Below are 17,954 nucleotides of genomic sequence, written 5' to 3'. Positions count from 1 at the left end.
CAGACGCGCAAGCTTTTTTGTTATGCTTCTTTTTGTTCGGCGGTTTCCAGCAGTTCATCAAACGCCAGTTTTTTCACTTCGATATATGCGACGTGGTGGCCGTCAATTTCATTAATGATAAATTCACAGCCTTCTTCGATAATCGAGTCGTATTGTTCGACGTCGTATTTCTGGGTAAGGAACCAGCCGCCGATGGTGTCGACCTCGTCATTTTCCAAATGGATGCCGAGTAGTTCGTTCACTTGATCAATCAGGACCTTGCCGTCAAGCATGTAATGGCCGTCGCCGAGTTTGCGGATTTCATTGATTTCATCGATATCAAATTCATCACGGATTTCCCCGACGATTTCTTCAATAATGTCTTCAACGGTGACAAGCCCCGCGGTTCCGCCGTATTCATCCGACAGAATCGCCATATGAACCCGTTCCTTCTGCATTTTTACAAGCAGATCGTGAATCGGTGCCGACTCAATCACATGGATGATCGGATTGACAAAATCCGTAATCGGCGAGTCGACTGATACTTCGCCGCTGATGCAGGCGGTCAGCACTTCTTTAATGTTAATAACGCCGATAATATTATCTTTGTCACCCTCTTCGACAGGGTACCGGGTATATTTTTCAATCTGAATGATATCCATCATTTCAGAAATTTTGATATCATGCGGCAGACTGACGATTTCCGTACGCGGAATCATGATTTCTTTTGCAAGTCTGTCGTCAAATTCAAAGATTTTGTTCACATATTTAAATTCAGACTGGTTGATTTCACCGCTTTTATAGCTTTCCGATAAAATGATGCGCAGCTCTTCTTCAGAGTGGGCAAGCTCATTTTCAGACACCGTCTCCAGACCGAACGTCTTCGTTAAAAGACGGGCGGAGTTGTTCAGAAGCCAGATAAACGGGAACATGATGCGGTAAAACCAAATGAGCGGTTTCGAAAACAGCATTGAAACGGCTTCCGCTTTCTGGATGGCGACTGTTTTCGGCGCCAATTCTCCCACGACCACGTGTAAGAATGTAATGATCGCGTAGGCGAGAATAAATGAAATAATATGCGATAATGAGCTTGGTACGTTTATCTTTGTGAAAAGCGGGTGAAGCAAGCGTTCAATCGTTGATTCGCCTAAGACACCAAGACCGATGGAAGTCAATGTTATGCCGAGCTGGCACGCCGATAAATACTCATCTAAATGCGTGGTCACTTTTTTGACACCGATTGCGGCTTTATTTCCTTCTGCTATAAGCTGGTCAACCCGTGAGCCTCTGATTCTGATTATCGCAAACTCAGATGCTACGAAAAATGCCGTCAGCGCGATTAAAACCGCGACTAAAATCAAATTCACAATGTCCAATTAGAACCTTCACTCCTTTTGGGAAGATGAAGGTAACACCTCCTGTTAGTAAGATAATGGTTTAACTTAACAGCAGCATAAATGATTGAAGCACTGCAAGCTTTTCAGGAGCCAGCCTTTTTTTCAGCTGGGCGCGCTCCTCTGGTTCAAGCTTTTCAAACCGATTCAAGATCCCGGAGATGTTTTGATTCATGTGATCAATTTCCGATGCCAGATTTCCAACATCGTCAGGCAGGGCTGAAGAGGGAAACTGGTTCTCCAGTCGATCTTTTATATCAGACAGGGCCAATCGCTGCTTTTTACAAGCGACTATAAACTTTAACCGATTAAGTGCAAGTGTATCGTAGTAACGATAGTTCGAACAAGACCTGTCAGGCTTTAAAAGCCCGAGGTTTGTGTAGTAATCCACCGTGCGTTTCGTTACACCGGCAAGCTCTGCTAATTCACTGATGCGATAAGTCTCAGCCCCATCTAAATCCCTCCCCAACCATCACGTTATAGTTATGAGAATAGTTTAATATATGAAGGGGAGTTTGCACAAGTTTATTGTTTTCCGTCTTTCTCCTGAAACGGGGCGGCAGGCTGTCTGAAAAAGCGTTGACTGCGCCATGTAAATCTTTCATAATCATTGTAAATAGAAACGGCAGAAAAAGACAGAAGGGACAGATGACAGTGGCCGGTTTATCACGGGAAGTGACACAGAATCTGGAGAAAGGTTCATGGATACGCAAACTATTTGATGAAGGCGCTCGGCTGAAAAAAGAGTTCGGCGCCGATAAGGTGTTTGACTTTTCGATAGGAAATCCGGTTGCGGAGCCGCCTGAAACATTTAAAAAGGCGCTATGCGAAGCGGCTGAAACAGGACGGCACGGATACATACAAAACCAAGGGCTTCCGGAGGCGAGAGAAAAGGTTGCCCGCTTTTTGTCAGAGCGGTTTCAGACAGAAATTTCCGCCAGGCATACAGTTATGACGGTCGGAGCCGGCGGGGCGCTGAATGTCGCGCTGAAGAGCATTTTAAACCCGGAGGAAGAAGTCATCCTTCTTTCGCCTTATTTTGCGGAATATAAAGCGTATGTTGAAAATTACCGCGGCAGACCCGTCATCTGCCCGCTGACTGACTCATTTGAGATTGATATTGAAGCGGTTAAAGGTGCGATCACCCCCCGTACGAAAGGACTGATCGTTAATACGCCGCATAATCCGACGGGGACTGTGCTCAGCCAGAAAAACCTTAACGAATTAGGCGCCTTATTAAAAGAAGCCGAAGAGCGGAACGGCCAAAGCATATTTATTTTATTTGATGAACCGTACAGCCAGCTGATCTACGGAGAAGAGCAGGCGAATCCGTTTCAGGCGTATCACCGCGTGATTTTAGTCAGTTCGTTCAGTAAAGATCTCGGCATTGCGGGGGAAAGGCTCGGGTATATCGCCGCAGACGCCCAAATGCCTGAGGGCGATCTTCTGACGGATGCGTTCGTTTTCTGCAACCGGACGCTCGGCTTTGTGAACGCTCCGGTCATGATGCAGCGCGCCGTGGCGAAAATGGATGATCTTTCGATTGACGCTGAACCTTACAGAAAGCGGAGAGACCTTATGGTGGACATCCTCACAGAAGCCGGCTTCGAATTTGAAATGCCGAAAGGAGGTTTTTTCGTCTTTCCGAAATCACCGATTGAAGACGAGGTGGCGTTCTGTATGCATGCCGCACAGAAATACAGACTATTGATCGTACCCGGCAGCGGATTTGGAAAAAGCGGCTATTTCCGATTATCTTTCAGCGTGCCTTCGGAACAGATCAGACAGTCGCGCGATATTTTCAAAGCACTGTATCAAGATTTTTCTTCATAGCTTCCAATACATAAAGATGGGAGAACGGACAAATGTCGAGGAGAAATAATGGCACATCAGACATCAGCATTACAGGAATCGGAGTCTTAACCGCGGTCGGACAAGGCAAGGAGGCGTTTCTCGATGCGCTCATGGAGGGGCGGCACGCCTTTGATGTGATGAAACGTCCCGGCCGGCAGAAAGGCAGTTCGTTTATCGGCGCGGAGCTTAGCGAATTAACGCCGCCGGACGCGCTGTCGAAGCGCTTGTACCGAAGGGCCGCATTATCAGGAAAGACGGCGCTTATCGCTTTATATGAAGCGTGGCATGACGCTCAATTAGACGGCGCTGATCACAGCCGCACCGGTCTGATCATCGGCGGGTCGAATATGACGCAGCGCGAATTGCTGCAGGCCTTTGAGAAAAACGGTGAAACACCGCAATTTGTAAATCCGACATACGGGCTTTCTTTTATGGATAGTGATTTGTCGGGGCTTTGCACGGAGCAATTCGGGATAAAAGGGCCGGCCTTTACGGTCGGCGGCGCGTCGGCAAGCGGCCAGGCGGCGGTTATCCAGGCTGCTCAAGGAATTAAAGGAGGCCTGTTTGACCGGTGCATCGTGATCGGGGCGCTGGCCGATCTGTCGTACATGGAGTGTCACGCTCTCCGTTCTTTGGGAGCGATGGGCACTGATACATACGCTGAACGGCCTGAAGCCGCCTGCCGCCCGTTTGACCTGCATACGGACGGGTTTATATTCGGAGAGGCGTGCGGGGCGATTGTGCTGGAACGCGCTGAATCTGCCGAAGAGAGGGGCGCACGATCGTGGGCCGGCTTAAAGGGCTGGGGGATGGCTTCCGATGCGAACCGCAACCCGAATCCTTCAGCAGAGGGCGAAATGACGGTGATCCGCCAGGCGCTGGAGCGGGCCGGTCTTTCAGCGAAAGAGATCGATTACATCAACCCGCACGGCACCGGTTCGCCGATCGGAGATAAGACTGAATGCCGGGCGCTTTCTGAAAGCGGCCTGTCGCACGCGCGGATTAATGCGACAAAATCGATTACCGGACACGGTCTGAGTGCGGCCGGAACGGTGGAAATCATTGCTGTTCTCTTGCAAATGCGGGAAAACAAGCTTCATCCGATCCGAAACTTAACGGAGCCGATTGACGATTCATTTCAGTGGGTGACCGACGGGCCGAGCGCCCATACCGTACACCATGCGTTAAGCTTAAGCATGGGATTCGGGGGGATTAATACGGCGCTTTGTTTAGAAAATCATTTCCGAAGCAGATAACGGCAGCCTTCTTTTTGAAGGCTGTTTTTATATGATGAAAAATCTGAAAATGATGAAAGAATGGAGTTGTGATACAATAAACTATACAAATGACAATCATGCTTTGACTTAGGAGGTGGCAGGATGGGGCCCTCTGTGTAGTCAATCACCCATTTCGTTCCTCTCGCTTAAGAAAAAACGATGAAATCAGGAGGTGACGTCCTTATCCTTCAATTCGGGATAAGGTGAAATGGACGATATTGACAGTTTGATTTTAATCGGTGTGCTCATTGCGTTAACGGCATTTTTCGTGGCGAGTGAATTTGCGATCGTCAGAGTGAGGAGATCCAGAATCGATCAGCTCATCTCAGAAGGAAACAGACGGGCGGTGCTCGCAAAGCGTATCATTACGGATCTTGATGAGTATTTATCCGCCTCGCAGCTTGGCATTACACTCACATCCATCGGGCTCGGCGTACTGGGAGAGCCTGCATTTGAGCGGATGCTTCATCCTGTGTTTCAGGGTATGGGGCTGCCGGATTCTGCCGAGCATGTGATTGCTTTTGCTGCGGCGTACGGGCTGATTACGTTTTTACATGTCGTCGTCGGTGAGCTTGCGCCTAAAACGGTTGCGATTCAAAAAGCGGAAAAGCTGACGTTATGGATTGCCGGACCGCTTCGGTTATTTTACGTGTTCATGTTCCCGTTTATTTGGGTGCTGAACGGCTCCGCGAGAATTCTGACCGGTTTGGCCGGATTAAAGCCGGCATCTGAGCATGAAGGCTCCCACTCTGAAGAAGAGCTGCGGATCCTGCTGTCAGAAAGTTTAAAAAACGGAGAAATCAATCCGTCTGAATATACATTTGTGAATAAAATTTTTGATTTTGATAATCGGATCGCCAAGGAAATCATGATCCCGAGAAAAGAAATCGCGGCTGTTTCCACTGATATGGACGTGCCGGAAATGCTTGATATGATGCTGAAAGACAAATATACGCGCTGGCCCGTAACGGACGGGGACAAAGACAGTGTCATCGGCATGATCAATACGAAGCATCTCTTTTCAGATCTGCTGTTTATGACAGAAGATGAAAAAGCGGAAGTATCCATCATGTCTTACGTCCGCCCGGTGATTGAAGTCATCGAGACGATCCCGATACACGACCTGCTGATAAAAATGCAGAGAGAACGGATTCATTTGGCGATATTGTCTGATGAATACGGCGGAACGTCCGGTCTTGTGACGACCGAAGACATACTTGAAGAAATCGTCGGCGATATCAGAGACGAATTTGATGAGGACGAACAGCCGCAGATTCAAAAGCTGTCCGAACGCCATTATGTGCTGGACGGAAAGGTTCGGATCGATCAGGTGAATCATCTTCTCGGCGCAGAGATTGAAGAGGAAGTCGACACGATCGGCGGTCTTGTGCTGAAACGGAATATTGACATTTGTGCGGGTGAGTCGATACAAATCGGGGGATACACTGCCCTCATATTAGAAATGGACGGCCGGTTTATTAAACAGCTTGAACTCAAAGAAGAACAGGGCCGCCCGGGCGGTCAGGGGACAATAAACCGCCCGCTGCCCGTGCCGGAAACGGTCATGCTTCATAACGCAACCTTGAGCGAAAAATAAGCTCAAGGTTTTTTTAAATGGATATCATAACAAAGCCGCACCAGAACGCCAAAAGGCTTCCGGCTGCTGAAACAGCGATGTAGAGCAGGCTTTCCTTTATGCGGTTGTTCATCATCAGCTGCACGGCTTCAATACTGAAGGTGGAAAAGGTCGTAAACGCACCGAAAAAGCCCGTCGCGATGATGACGCCGGCAGAAGGATTATCCAGACCCAAGCCGGTGAATATGCCGAGGCCGAAGGAGCCGAGCAGGTTGACCGCAGCCATTCCAAGCGGAATCGGAAAACCTTTTGTTCTTTCTGAAATTGTCTTACCCAGCAGAGACCGTAATACCGCTCCGATACCCGCCGCGATAAGCATCAGGACAATCGTCATGGCGTATCATGCCCCCTTCCGGCTGCGTGAAGGGCAATCCGCCGTCCCAAAAAAATGCCGGCGTATGCAAGAGCAAGACCAGCGAATAAAGTCGCGGCAGCATAACAAAAAGCCGCTGCGGGAGACGATTGCAGCAGAAAAATGGTTTCTTTTGCGAAGGTTGACATCGTCGTGAAACCTCCGCAAAAACCGGTTCCTAAAAAGGCGTTCAAAAGAGGGCGTTTAGCCCGAATGATGAAATAACCCGTAATAAGACCGAGTAAAAGGCTTCCCGCCGCGTTTTCGAGGAAAGTGGCACCCGGGAAAGTTCCGCTGTGAATGTGCGCGCTCATTTCAAAGCGGAGCAATGCGCCAAGCGCGCCTCCGATAAAAATTGCGATGTATTGTTTCATATCAGCCATCCTTAGAAATAATATCCGGAAAATCAGTTACAATGCCGTCAACTGCCATCATTTGCAGCTTTTCGGCCGTCTTGTGATTTCTGACCGTCCAGGCAAATACTTTCAGGCCGTGTTTGTGAGCGGTGGAAATCAAGAACCGATTCAGGCGGGTATATTTAATATTGACATAATTTGCGGCTGATTTGTAAGCGGCCAGCTGGCTTTTGGAAAACATCCCGAAGCTGGGTCTTGCGATAATTGCAGTCGGAACGGACGGATACATGTCGTGAAAGGTCTGAATCGACTTGAGACTGAATGATTGAACGATAGGGTGAATGGAAAAGGTAAACCTGCTTAACAGCTGGCCGACTGCTTTTTCAAGACCGACTTGAGAAACGTGCCCTTTCAGTTCAATTAAAAATCCGATTTCAGAATGATAACGCTTCAGAACCTCTTCGAGCAGGGGAATCCGCTCCCCTTTAAACTCAGCCCCATACCAGCTGCCGGCGTCCAGAGACTGCAGCTTCTTCAGCGTAAAATCTTTTACAAAACCGGAGCCGTCCGTCGTCCGGTCGACTTTGTCATCATGGATGACGACAATCTGGCCGTCTTTTGTGAGCTGGACGTCAAGCTCAATGAAATCAGCGTTCATTTCGGCAGCGATATCAAATGCCGCAAATGTATTTTCGGGCGCGTAACCGGATGCGCCGCGATGAGCGATGGTATACAAGCTTGTCAGCTCCCCTCATGGGCATTTCTGTTATTATATCAGATTCGTATATGCACAGCGATTCAAACTGGTGAATGTGCAAAACAGTATTTTTTTGGAATAAAGATAGTGCTTTTTTCGGTTTACAATCCGCAGTGATGATTTATAATGGCAAAAAGGAGGCGAGATCATGGGAAAAGGGAGATTGAAAGTGGAAGAAAGAATTAAGGCCGAAACCGATGCTGAAATCCAAAAAGCGACTCTCCTGAAACAGACACAATCAAAGAAGAAATAGTGCCTGACCCTGTTGTATCTGGCTGAAAGATGAACGAATGTGTGAAAAACCCCGGCTGTGCTCTGAGGCCGGGGTTTTTCAGGCTGCCTAAAGACATTAAAACAAGCTGATGTCCGAATGTTTTAGTATAATAGATTTTCGACAAGACAAAGGAGCATATGCCATGATGACACAATTTCAGAGCTTTTTTACTCTTGACCATATTTTGCAGATCAGTATCAGCATCGGAATTTTAGCGGCTTTTCTCGTTTTGAGAAAACTGTTTGTCAAATACTTTTTTCAGCTCATTTACAAATTGGCGAACAAGCCGAAAACCGACATATTCAAACAGATTGCCGTAGCGTTTGACAAGCCGGCCAGATGGTTTTTCGTGGCGCTGGGTCTGTTTTTGGCGATTGAGTATTCGCCGTTTTTAGACGGGCAGATGGACATTGTCAAAAAAATGTACCGCTCTTTGATCATAGCGCTGATCGCCTGGGGGCTTTGCAATCTGACATCGGCGTCTTCGTTTTTATTTCATAAAGTCAATCAGCGCTTTGAGCTTGATATGGATGACATTTTGGCGCCGTTTTTATCCAAGGTGCTGCGCTTTGTCATTCTCGCGCTCAGCGTCAGTGTGATCGCGCAGGAATTCAATTATGATGTAAACGGGTTCGTGGCCGGACTCGGACTTGGCGGCTTGGCCTTCGCGCTTGCGGCTAAAGATACGATCAGCAATTTTTTCGGCGGCATTATCATCATTACGGAAAAGCCGTTTACGATCGGCGACTGGGTCGAGACGTCATCTGTGACGGGGGGCGTTGAAGATATCACATTCCGAAGCACAAGGTTCCGGACGGCGCAGGGGGCGCTTGTTACCGTACCCAATTCAACGCTGTCCATGGAAGCCATCACAAACTGGACGAGGATGACGAAGCGCCAGGTCACGTTTTCCGTTCGTGTTTCTTATGCGACGCCGATTGATCGTTTAGAGCGGTGTATCACAAGGCTCAGGGAAATGCTTCGTGAACATGAAGGCGTGCATGATGATACGATTATGGTTAACTTTGACGTGTTTGCGGACAGCTATTACAATCTGTTTTTCAACTTTTACACAAAGACCATCGTCTGGGCGGAAAGCCTGGACGTGCGGCAGGATATCAACCGCCGGATTATTGATATTTTTGCTGAGGAAGGCGTGGAGTTCGCCTATCCGGGCCAGAATGTATTCGTAAAACAGAAGAGCCACGATGATCCGGTTCATGTGAAGGATCATTCCGGAGAAAAAGAACGGGCATAACAGGCGCCGTTCTTTTTTCATGATATGATAAAAAGAAAAGGCGGTGGAAGAGTGGAAGCGTTTATAACATTGATCAATCAGGCTGAACGTATTCTGGTGCTGACGGGAGCGGGAATGAGCACGGAATCCGGCATTCCCGATTTTCGTTCGGCGGGCGGTATATGGACCGAAGACACCTCCAGAATGGAAGCGATGAGCAGGGAATACTTTGAACGCAGTCCGCGTGAATTCTGGCCTAAATTCAAACAGCTCTTTCAGATGAAAATGAGCGGAAGCTATGAGCCGAATGCCGGCCATACGTATTTGGCGGATCTTGAAAAGCGGGGAAAGCAGGTAGACATTTTCACGCAGAACATTGACGGACTGCATAAGAAAGCGGGAAGCAGCAGTGTCTATGAGCTTCACGGTTCAATTCAGACCGCCGCATGCCCCCGCTGCGGAGCGCGCTACGGGCTTTCTCATCTGCTGAAGGACGAAGTGCCGGAATGTACGGCCGAAATCGGTGATCATGCGGTATGCGGCACCGTATTAAAGACGGATGTCGTGCTGTTCGGCGATCTCGTTCAGCATTTTGAAACCCTTTATGAAAAGCTTGATAAAGCTGATCTTCTTCTTGTGATCGGCACTTCGCTTGAAGTGGCGCCGGCAAGGTTTGTCCCTGAGGATGCGGGCCGGATTCCCGGTTTGAAGCAAGTGATCATTAACCTTGAGCCGACATATTGCGACCATTTATTTGATCTTGTCATCCATGAGAAGATCGGTGAATTTGCAAAACGGATCAGCGCCGCGACATAAAAAAAGCCGGATCCTATACAGATCCGGCTTTTCTTATTCGTGGACGGGAATCATTTGATCCGTCAGAACATCAAAGGAGTAGCCCTGGGCTTTCAGTTTTTGGATCAGGCTCGGTAAAGCGTGCACCGTCGCAGGCAGATCGTGCATTAAAATGACATGCGGCCTGCTCGTATGAACGCTTTCCAAATATGCGAGCTGATTCAATACTTCCGGCACGTACCGCGCGTTTTTGTACTTCCAGTCTTCACTGTCTATCGTCCAGTCCCAGTACACGAATCCGTCTTTTTCGAGATTCTTAATCTGGGCATCCGTCAATGACGGTTTACTGCCGTAAGGCGTGCGGACAAGATCCGTTTTTACTCCAGTGATTGTCTCGAGCGTATCGCGTCCCTGCTGCATTTCGTTCAGCGGTGATGTCGGTGTTTGATAAAACAGGTGATTATCGTGCGTCACGCCGTGCAGGCCCAGCGCGATCCCTTCCTGCTTCGCTCTTTGCACGGAATGCTTATAGGCTTTCATCCGCGGTTCAAGCATAAAAAAAGTGGCCTTTGCGCCATTTGCCTTCAATACATTCAACAGCTGTTCAGTATATGGAGACGGCCCGTCGTCGAAGGTTAAATATACCGTTTTTTTCCCTGGGTCACGCTCTTTCTGCAAATGTTTCATTAAGACGTCGGGAGAATCATTTTTCAGCCGCAGGCTTTCTGCTTCATCCCGAAGCTGCCCGTTTGCGGTCACGGTGACCTGTTTGTTTTTTGCGGCGGAAGCGGAATATCCCATTATGACGATTACCAGAAGCAGTCCGCACAAAACTGCTAAACTCGTAAGTTTAAAAGCCAATGAAAACAGAGAAGGGGAAGCACCTTCTTTTGTGTTGCGCATAACAATCTCTCCAGTAGCATAAGTTTCTGCATAATGCCGATAACAGCGGAGGCTTGCGAAGTGCCATAAGTTAACAGCATATGTATGTCGAATCAAGTATACAGGAACAAAACTGGAAAAGACATAGAAAAGATGTCGAATAATAAGATTTTAAGAAAAAAATAAACTCCGCAGCCGGCTCGTTCAGTATGATAGAATAGTTGACAATAACAGCTGAGAATGCACATCACGGCAGATAACGATTAGGAGGGTTTACATGAAGACATTAGTAAACGGCCAGTTGATTGATCGTGAAGAAGCGGCAGTTGATATTGAGGACCGCGGATATCAATTCGGTGACGGTGTGTATGAGGTCATCAGAGTGTATAACGGCGCCTTATTCGGTCTGCGTGAGCATATCGCCCGTCTTTTCAGAAGCGCCGCAGAAATCGGCATCACCCTGCCGTTCTCCGCAGAGGACATAGAATGGGATCTGCAAAAGCTCGTACAGGAAAACAAACTCATTGACGGCGGGGTCTATATACAGACGACGAGAGGGAAGGCGCCGCGGAAGCATCAGTATGACGAAGGATTGGAGCCGCAGACGACGGCATACACCTTTTCAGTGAAAAAACCGGAAAATGAACAAAAAGCCGGAGCGCAGGCCATCACGGCGGAAGACAAACGCTGGCTGAGGTGTGACATTAAGAGTCTGAATTTACTGTATAATGTGATGATAAAACAAAAAGCCTATGAAGCAGGCGCTTATGAAGCCGTGCTGATAAGGGACGGGGCGGTCACGGAAGGAACCTCATCCAATGTATACGCCGTCATAAACGGCACCGTCCGGACGCATCCTGCAAATGAGCTGATTTTAAACGGCATTACGCGGATGAAACTGTTAGAGCTGATGAAAGAAAACGGGATTGAGGTGCGGGAGAAGGCTCTTACCGAAGAGGAACTCAGAGATGCGGATGAAATTTTCATCTCGTCAACCACGTCTGAATTAATCCCGATCGTAACCCTTGACGGAAAACCGGTCGGAAGCGGATCGCCGGGACCTGTAGCCAAAACGATTCAGGAGGCTTTTCAGTCGCACATTCAGCAGGAGCTCGGCGTTCAGTCATAAGCTGAAAAAAAGGCCGGAACACATCCGGCCTTTTTGCTTCAGTCAGATAAAAAGAGATTCGATATGCTGAACGAGTACACGGGAGATCTTCTCTTTTGAAAGACGATCAGGTTCAAGCATGGCATGCAGCGCCAATCCGTCGGCGATAGCGTACATTTTCTCCGCTTCGGTTTCTTTATCAAGATTCGGTTTCAGAAGCTTATTTTCATCCAGCCAGTCAATCAGGCCGCGGATATATGCCAAGATCCCGTCCTGCTGGGGTTGAAACTCTTCTCCCTTATGTCTGGCATAAGCTGTGAAAGCGAACCACACCTCCATTTCAGCCATCGTTTCTTCATCTGTCGGGATAATTTCAAGCATCAGACGTACCGCTTTTTCTTTCGGCGGCAGATCTTTCATGGCAACTTCGTTAATTCTGGCGGCCGCTTTTTCTTTTACGAGTGTCATTGCATACCCTAAAAGCTCATCCTGGGTGGTGAAATAGTGCCTCAGCGCGCCTAAAGAAAGACCCGCTTCTTGGGCGATGTTTCTCACTGTCGCTCCTTCCATTCCCCGCTCCAAAATCGTCCGCCAAGTGGCTTCGGCTATTTGTTTTCTTCTTTTTTCATGATCGATTATTTTAGGCATGGTTCCAGTGTAACAGGAAATATTTTTTCTTGCAATTTTGTAATACAGTTGTATTAAATAAAAAGCAGTGATACAATGCATTTTAGAAAACGATAAGGGGGAACCGGATTGAACGCGATTGCTTGGTTGATTGTCATTTGTGAGGCTGCTTTTTGGGCGGCTGTCATCTTCGGATTGGCGGCGCGCTATATATTCAGGCGGCAAAAGCTCGGAATGTTTTTTTTCGCTCTCATTCCTATATTGGATGCCGTACTGTTTCTGGCGGCTGCAGCTGATTTATACAGAGGGGCGGCGGCGACTATGGCGCATGCAGTGGCGGCCGTTTATATCGGAGTGTCTGTCGCCTTCGGAAAAAGCATGATCCAGTGGGCGGATGAGCGGTTCCGCTATTATGTGGTAAAGGAAGGGGCAAAACCGGTCAAGCGGTACGGACTGGATTATGCCAAACATTATGCAAAAGGATGGGGAAGACATGTATTAGCATTTGTCATCGGCGGCGTTCTTTTAGCCGGAACGGTATTTCTCATTCAGGACGCTTCCCGCACCGAAGCGCTCAGCGGACTGTTAAAGGGCTGGTCTGTCGTATTGTGCATCGATTTTTTGATCATGGCGAGTTTTTTTGTAATGCCGAAAAAAAGAAAAAACAGCCGGGAGCTGTAAAAAAAGCAGCTTTTGATTAAGCTGCTTTACAGAAAGAATTATTTTACGATCAGCACGGGAATATCGGATTTCGATGACAGTTTTTCACTGACGCTTCCGAATAAAAGTTTTTTCAGCCTGTTCTGGTCCCGGCTCCCCATGACGATCAAATCCGCCGATATACGGTCGGCATGCTCGATAATGGCATCAGCGGGATCACCTTCTAAAATGTCGATATCCCCGTCAATCTGGCTGTCGTTCATCAGCATTCTCGCTTCCGCAACGATTTCTTCCGTACGGTCTTCATAAATCATCGGATCAGGGGAGATTCTTTCCGCCTGAAGCGGGTCAGGAACGCTTGCAATCCCGCCGCCGATATACGTTGCCCCGGCTCCCGGCCTCGGGGGATCAACAATCGTCTGGGTATCTTTTGCATTGTGGGAATGTACGACCGTTAAATCCGCGTGGAACGTTTTTGAAAGGTCTATGGCTTTTTGAAGCGCTTTTTTACTATCATCACTTCCGTCAAAAGCTGCTATCAACCGGTCTGCGTGAAACATCAGCCTCATCCTTTCAGTAAAAAAGGTTTGTTTTACAATACCCGTGCGGCAGAAATGTAAAACCCGCATTGACAAAAAAAGGATTTATTTATATGATGAAGGAACAATATAGGAAAAAGGAGGTATGGATCATGTCAAAACTAAAGCTTGTCAACTCATCTTCAGCTGAATACCGGCGTGACTTCCATACAGCTTCCGTTTTCTGAACATTTGCTTAAAAACGGGGCAGTCGCGCATAAACGGCGGGTCTGTACCTTATTTATAATAATAAGAGGCATGGAGCTGAGGCTTCATGTCTTTTTTTATACAAAAAAATGAAAGAAAGACAGGTGTGATGCATGTGGCGGCATTAGCGAAAACAATGAAAAACAATCCGGAAAAGCTTGAGGGCGGCTGATTGATGAAAGGGGATGACGGTATTTGTTTACTGTATTAAAAAAGCTCGCGTGGTTTTTTAAAGCCTATTGGCTGCGCTATACGACAGCGATTGTTCTGTTATTGATTGTGAATGTCATTGAGATGTTTCCGCCTAAACTTCTCGGTAATGCGATAGACGATATGAAGGCGGGCGTGTTTACGAAAAGCGGGATGCTGTTTTACATATGTGTTTTTCTCGCATTAACGGCAGCCGTCTATTTACTGTCTTACTTTTGGATGTATCAGCTTTTCGGCGGGGCGAATGTCATGGAGAAAATTCTCCGGTCAAAGCTGATGGGAAGGCTTCTTCAAATGTCACCGCCGTTTTACGAGAAATACAGAACGGGCGATTTAATGGCGCGGGGGACAAATGACCTGCAGGCCGTCAGTATGACGACGGGCTTCGGGGTCTTAACGCTCGTTGATTCGACGATGTATATGCTGACGATATTTTTGACAATGGGGCTTCTCATCAGCTGGAAGCTGACATTTGCCGCGATTATTCCGCTGCCGATAATGGCGGCTGCGGTCAGCCTGTACGGAAAAAAGATCCATGAGCGGTTTACGGAAGCGCAGGATGCTTTCGGATCATTAAATGACAAGGTGCTGGAGTCGGTATCCGGCGTCCGGGTCATCCGGGCATTTGTGCAGGAAAAAAATGATGTCAGCCGGTTCGGTGATATGACGGCGGATGTATATGAGAAAAATATGAAGGTGGCGTTTATCGATTCACTTTTTGAACCGACTGTGAAACTTCTCGTCGGCCTCAGCTATCTCATAGGTCTCGGCTACGGCGCTTATCTCGTTTTTCAAAACCGGCTGACGCTGGGAGAGCTGGTATCGTTTAACGTGTACCTCGGAATGATGATCTGGCCGATGTTTGCGATCGGAGAATTAATCAATATCATGCAGCGCGGCAATGCCTCCTTGGATCGTGTCAATGAGACGCTTTCCTATGAGCCTGACGTGATCGGGCCCAAGCGCCCCGCCGGCATCAAGGAGCCCGGGCGTCTTGTTTTTGAACAAGTGACTTTCACGTATCCGAGCGGAGCGGGACCGGCGGTTTCCGATGTATCTTTTTCCGTAGAAAAAGGGCAGACACTCGGCATCGTCGGGAAGACGGGAAGCGGAAAGACGACGATCATTAAGCAGCTGCTGCGTGAATATCCGCCCGGTGCGGGAGAGGTCACGTTTACAGGCGTCCCGATTCAGGAGATCCCGCTTGAGGAGCTCCGCGGGTGGATCGGCTATGTGCCGCAGGATCATATTTTATTTTCTAAGACTGTAAAGGAGAATCTGCTTTACGGACGGCAGGATGCAAACGAAGAGGAAATCGGCGGCGCGCTGAAAGATGCGCATTTTGAAAACGATATCGGCATGCTTTCCGACGGGCTTGAGACGCTTGTCGGCGAGAAGGGCGTAGCGCTCTCGGGCGGACAAAAGCAGCGCATCTCAATTGCGAGAGCGCTTTTGACCGATCCTGATATTCTCATATTAGATGATTCGCTTTCTGCCGTAGACGCGAAAACGGAAGCCGCCATCATTGACAGCATCCGTAAAAAACGGCGGCATAAAACAACGATTATCACCACCCACCGGCTCTCGGCAGTTGAACACGCAGATCTCATTCTCGTCATGGACGAAGGCCGGGTGTCTGAAAGAGGCACGCACCGGGAGCTATTGGCGCAGAACGGCTGGTATCGAAAACAATATGAGAGGCAGCAGCTGTCCTCTCTTGAAGAAGGGGGGACGGGCGCATGAAGACCGGGAGAAGATTATGGAATTACGCGCTTCAATATAAGAAGCTGCTGATATGGGCGGTCGTCCTGCTCATTATTGCGGTCGGCACTGAGCTGACCGGCCCGTTTATCGGAAAAAAAATGATTGATGACCACATTCTCGGCATTGAAAAAACATGGGTTAAAGCCTCTGCGGACGATCCGGGCGCCGTCAGGTTCCGGGGGCATGATTATGTCAGGGAGGACCGGCTCAAACCGGGGGCGGATAAAACCGGAGAGGCGCACATTTATCAAGTCGGTGCGGGCTACTATTTTGTTGACCGTCCCGTCAGTTTTGACGGAAACCGTTCGGTGTCTGACGGCCGGCTGACAATATCAAACGGTAAAGAAAGCAGGTCATATCCCGCCATTACGTTATCGAGACAGGAGATTTTTGAATTTTACCGTCCGGAAATTAAAGGATTGCTGACGTTGACCGCCATTTATGCGGGATTGCTCATGTTTTCCGTATGTTTTCATTACGGTCAGCATTATCTGCTGCAGATGGGAGCGAACCGGATCATACAGCGCATGAGGCAGGATGTATTTTCACACATTCAGAAAATGCCGATCCGCTACTTTGATAATCTGCCTGCCGGAAAAGTCGTGGCCCGTATTACGAATGACACAGAAGCGGTGAGGGATTTATATGTAACGGTGCTGTCGACATTTATCACAAGCGGCGTTTATATGCTCGGCATTTTTACGGCGCTGTTTATGCTTGACGTCAGGCTGGCCGCCGTTTGCCTTCTGATTATTCCGATTTTAATGATCTGGTCGGTTGTGTACCGCAAATACGCATCCGTCTTCAATCAAAAAATCCGTTCCATTAACAGTGACATCAATGCGAAAATGAATGAGTCCATTCAAGGAATGCCGATTATTCAGGCGTTCCGCCGCGAGAAGGAAACGATGAAGGAATTTGAAGAATTGAATGAAGCTCATTTCCGCTACAAAAACAAAATGCTGTCCTTAAATTCCCTCATGTCCCACAGTCTTGTCAATGTGTTGCGCAATCTGGCGTTTGTCGGGCTGATCTGGTATTTCGGAGGCGCGAGTCTGAGTGCGGCCGGAATTGTTTCGATCGGTGTTTTATATGCATTTGTTGATTATTTAAACCGTTTGTTCCAGCCGGTTACGGGGATTGTCAACCAATTTTCGAAGCTTGAATTGGCCCGTGTCTCTGCCGCCAGAGTATTCGAGCTTTTACAGGAGGAGGAAACGGAAGAAGAAGGCGCTCCCGCAGACAGAAAGGCGGAAGGGACAGTGGAATTCCGCGATGTTTCTTTTGGATATCGAAAGGGAGAAGAGGTGCTGAAACACATCAGCTTTACAGCTGAAAAAGGGGAGACGGTCGCCCTCGTCGGCCATACGGGGTCCGGCAAAAGCTCCATCCTGAATCTTCTGTTCCGTTTTTATGATGCCCAAAAAGGGGATATCCTGCTGGACGGTAAAAGCATATACAGCATGTCAAGGCAGGAGCTGAGGTCGCATATGGGCATTGTGCTGCAAGACCCGTATCTTTTCTCGGGCACGATCGGCTCCAATGTGACACTCGATGATCAGCGTATTTCTCTGGAGCAGGCGGAAGAAGCGCTTCGCCAAGTCGGCGCCGCAAGCCTTCTGCAATCTTTGCCGAAGGGCATCAGAGAGCCCGTCACCGAAAAAGGCGGTACACTGTCCTCAGGCCAGCGTCAGCTGATTTCTTTTGCAAGAGCGCTTGTGTTTGATCCGGCCATTTTAATTTTGGATGAGGCGACGGCGCACATTGATACCGAAACAGAAGCAGTCATTCAAAAAGCGCTGCAAGTGGTTCAAGAAGGGCGCACGACATTTATTATCGCCCATCGGCTTTCCACGATCAGACACGCAGACCAGATTCTCGTGCTGGAAAAGGGCCGCATCATTGAAAAGGGAAGCCATGACGAATTAATGGCGCAAAAGGGGCAGTACCATCAAATGTATGAATTACAGAAAGGAACGGCGAAATCCGCGGTGTAATCGGAAAGGG

General features: G+C 48.4%; 18 protein-coding genes. 10 read left to right on the top strand and 8 right to left on the bottom strand.

Annotated elements, in window-relative coordinates; translation table 11 throughout:
- Nucleotides 1-20 precede the first annotated feature (20 nt).
- Complete coding sequence (locus AC2CGA_RS06150; RefSeq protein ID WP_003155308.1) at nt 21-1,355, bottom strand: hemolysin family protein; 1,335 nt, start codon at nt 1,353-1,355, stop codon at nt 21-23.
- A gap of 61 nt (nt 1,356-1,416) precedes the next feature.
- On the bottom strand, nt 1,417-1,842 hold the full coding sequence (gene cueR / locus AC2CGA_RS06145) for a Cu(I)-responsive transcriptional regulator (RefSeq protein ID WP_014304704.1): 426 nt from the start codon (nt 1,840-1,842) through the stop codon (nt 1,417-1,419).
- Between the two features lie 179 nt (nt 1,843-2,021).
- Here cueR and AC2CGA_RS06140 point away from each other — a divergent pair, with 179 nt between their 5' ends.
- The 3 genes from AC2CGA_RS06140 to AC2CGA_RS06130 all read left to right on the top strand — a co-directional run bounded on the left by AC2CGA_RS06140 (nt 2,022) and on the right by AC2CGA_RS06130 (nt 6,101).
- On the top strand, nt 2,022-3,206 hold the full coding sequence (locus tag AC2CGA_RS06140) for a pyridoxal phosphate-dependent aminotransferase (RefSeq protein WP_003155305.1): 1,185 nt from the start codon (nt 2,022-2,024) through the stop codon (nt 3,204-3,206).
- Between the two features lie 32 nt (nt 3,207-3,238).
- Nucleotides 3,239-4,483, top strand: a complete 1,245-nt coding sequence (locus tag AC2CGA_RS06135) for a beta-ketoacyl synthase N-terminal-like domain-containing protein (protein WP_003155304.1) — start codon at nt 3,239-3,241, stop codon at nt 4,481-4,483.
- Between the two features lie 229 nt (nt 4,484-4,712).
- Nucleotides 4,713-6,101 carry a hemolysin family protein gene (locus AC2CGA_RS06130; RefSeq protein ID WP_003155303.1) on the top strand — a complete coding sequence of 463 codons (1,389 nt, stop codon included), beginning with the start codon at nt 4,713-4,715 and terminating at the stop codon, nt 6,099-6,101.
- A 13-nt stretch (nt 6,102-6,114) separates the two neighbouring features.
- Here the strand turns inward: AC2CGA_RS06130 and crcB are convergent, their stop codons facing one another.
- Genes crcB through AC2CGA_RS06115 form a run of 3 tightly spaced genes read right to left on the bottom strand, consistent with a single transcriptional unit; the run spans nt 6,115 to nt 7,584 of the window.
- On the bottom strand, nt 6,115-6,474 hold the full coding sequence (gene crcB, locus AC2CGA_RS06125) for a fluoride efflux transporter CrcB (RefSeq protein ID WP_046341233.1): 360 nt from the start codon (nt 6,472-6,474) through the stop codon (nt 6,115-6,117).
- Nucleotides 6,471-6,866 carry a fluoride efflux transporter FluC gene (locus tag AC2CGA_RS06120; RefSeq protein ID WP_048368050.1) on the bottom strand — a complete coding sequence of 132 codons (396 nt, stop codon included), beginning with the start codon at nt 6,864-6,866 and terminating at the stop codon, nt 6,471-6,473. Before AC2CGA_RS06120 ends, crcB begins: the two co-directional genes overlap by 4 nt.
- A 1-nt stretch (nt 6,867) precedes the next feature.
- Entirely contained in the window at nt 6,868-7,584 is a 717-nt protein-coding gene (locus AC2CGA_RS06115; RefSeq protein ID WP_003155300.1) for a glycerophosphodiester phosphodiesterase, read from the bottom strand.
- A 169-nt stretch (nt 7,585-7,753) separates the two neighbouring features.
- Between AC2CGA_RS06115 and AC2CGA_RS06110 the strand changes: the two genes are divergently transcribed.
- From AC2CGA_RS06110 to AC2CGA_RS06100, 3 genes are all read left to right on the top strand, one after another.
- On the top strand, nt 7,754-7,858 hold the full coding sequence (locus AC2CGA_RS06110; RefSeq protein ID WP_003155299.1) for a YhdX family protein: 105 nt from the start codon (nt 7,754-7,756) through the stop codon (nt 7,856-7,858).
- Nucleotides 7,859-8,021: 163 nt separating this feature from the next.
- A complete protein-coding gene (locus AC2CGA_RS06105; protein ID WP_003155296.1) occupies nt 8,022-9,137 on the top strand; it encodes a mechanosensitive ion channel family protein in 1,116 nt (371 codons plus the stop codon).
- Between the two features lie 24 nt (nt 9,138-9,161).
- The gene (locus tag AC2CGA_RS06100; RefSeq protein ID WP_234933150.1) at nt 9,162-9,932 is read left to right on the top strand and encodes an NAD-dependent protein deacylase; all 771 of its coding nucleotides are present in this window, start codon (nt 9,162-9,164) and stop codon (nt 9,930-9,932) included.
- A 33-nt stretch (nt 9,933-9,965) separates the two neighbouring features.
- On the opposite strand, the gene AC2CGA_RS06095 is transcribed toward AC2CGA_RS06100, so the two are convergent.
- The gene (locus AC2CGA_RS06095; protein WP_014304711.1) at nt 9,966-10,814 is read right to left on the bottom strand and encodes a polysaccharide deacetylase family protein; all 849 of its coding nucleotides are present in this window, start codon (nt 10,812-10,814) and stop codon (nt 9,966-9,968) included.
- 256 nt (nt 10,815-11,070) lie between these two features.
- Between AC2CGA_RS06095 and dat the strand changes: the two genes are divergently transcribed.
- Entirely contained in the window at nt 11,071-11,922 is an 852-nt protein-coding gene (gene dat, locus AC2CGA_RS06090) for a D-amino-acid transaminase (protein ID WP_003155292.1), read from the top strand.
- A 42-nt stretch (nt 11,923-11,964) separates the two neighbouring features.
- On the opposite strand, the gene AC2CGA_RS06085 is transcribed toward dat, so the two are convergent.
- Complete coding sequence (locus AC2CGA_RS06085) at nt 11,965-12,549, bottom strand: TetR/AcrR family transcriptional regulator (protein WP_015388489.1); 585 nt, start codon at nt 12,547-12,549, stop codon at nt 11,965-11,967.
- A gap of 108 nt (nt 12,550-12,657) precedes the next feature.
- Here AC2CGA_RS06085 and AC2CGA_RS06080 point away from each other — a divergent pair, with 108 nt between their 5' ends.
- On the top strand, nt 12,658-13,209 hold the full coding sequence (locus tag AC2CGA_RS06080) for a hypothetical protein (protein ID WP_060657740.1): 552 nt from the start codon (nt 12,658-12,660) through the stop codon (nt 13,207-13,209).
- Nucleotides 13,210-13,247: 38 nt separating this feature from the next.
- Here the strand turns inward: AC2CGA_RS06080 and AC2CGA_RS06075 are convergent, their stop codons facing one another.
- Complete coding sequence (locus tag AC2CGA_RS06075; protein ID WP_003155289.1) at nt 13,248-13,748, bottom strand: universal stress protein; 501 nt, start codon at nt 13,746-13,748, stop codon at nt 13,248-13,250.
- A gap of 420 nt (nt 13,749-14,168) precedes the next feature.
- Here AC2CGA_RS06075 and bmrC point away from each other — a divergent pair, with 420 nt between their 5' ends.
- Nucleotides 14,169-15,926: a multidrug ABC transporter ATP-binding protein BmrC gene (gene bmrC, locus AC2CGA_RS06070; protein ID WP_003155288.1), complete on the top strand. Its 1,758-nt coding sequence runs from the start codon at nt 14,169-14,171 to the stop codon at nt 15,924-15,926.
- Complete coding sequence (bmrD, locus tag AC2CGA_RS06065) at nt 15,923-17,944, top strand: multidrug resistance ABC transporter ATP-binding protein/permease BmrD (RefSeq protein WP_014304714.1); 2,022 nt, start codon at nt 15,923-15,925, stop codon at nt 17,942-17,944. The genes bmrC and bmrD overlap by 4 nt, the downstream gene beginning before the upstream one ends.
- Nucleotides 17,945-17,954 lie beyond the last annotated feature (10 nt).

It is taken from the genome of Bacillus sp. SYZHCR11, assembly GCF_057196865.1.
The sequence above is the reverse complement of the archived record's forward strand: the minus strand, read 5'-3'. Positions and strand labels throughout refer to the sequence as shown.

Coding starts and splice junctions, on each gene's coding strand:
- AC2CGA_RS06140 (WP_003155305.1), top strand. CDS start 2,022: ATGACAGTGGCCGGTTTATCACGGGAAGTGACACAGAATCTGGAGAAA.
- AC2CGA_RS06135 (WP_003155304.1), top strand. CDS start 3,239: ATGTCGAGGAGAAATAATGGCACATCAGACATCAGCATTACAGGAATC.
- AC2CGA_RS06130 (WP_003155303.1), top strand. CDS start 4,713: ATGGACGATATTGACAGTTTGATTTTAATCGGTGTGCTCATTGCGTTA.
- crcB (WP_046341233.1), bottom strand. CDS start 6,474: ATGACGATTGTCCTGATGCTTATCGCGGCGGGTATCGGAGCGGTATTA.
- AC2CGA_RS06120 (WP_048368050.1), bottom strand. CDS start 6,866: ATGAAACAATACATCGCAATTTTTATCGGAGGCGCGCTTGGCGCATTG.
- AC2CGA_RS06110 (WP_003155299.1), top strand. CDS start 7,754: ATGGGAAAAGGGAGATTGAAAGTGGAAGAAAGAATTAAGGCCGAAACC.
- AC2CGA_RS06105 (WP_003155296.1), top strand. CDS start 8,022: ATGATGACACAATTTCAGAGCTTTTTTACTCTTGACCATATTTTGCAG.
- AC2CGA_RS06100 (WP_234933150.1), top strand. CDS start 9,162: ATGATAAAAAGAAAAGGCGGTGGAAGAGTGGAAGCGTTTATAACATTG.
- AC2CGA_RS06095 (WP_014304711.1), bottom strand. CDS start 10,814: ATGCGCAACACAAAAGAAGGTGCTTCCCCTTCTCTGTTTTCATTGGCT.
- dat (WP_003155292.1), top strand. CDS start 11,071: ATGAAGACATTAGTAAACGGCCAGTTGATTGATCGTGAAGAAGCGGCA.
- AC2CGA_RS06085 (WP_015388489.1), bottom strand. CDS start 12,549: ATGCCTAAAATAATCGATCATGAAAAAAGAAGAAAACAAATAGCCGAA.
- AC2CGA_RS06075 (WP_003155289.1), bottom strand. CDS start 13,748: ATGTTTCACGCAGACCGGTTGATAGCAGCTTTTGACGGAAGTGATGAT.
- bmrD (WP_014304714.1), top strand. CDS start 15,923: ATGAAGACCGGGAGAAGATTATGGAATTACGCGCTTCAATATAAGAAG.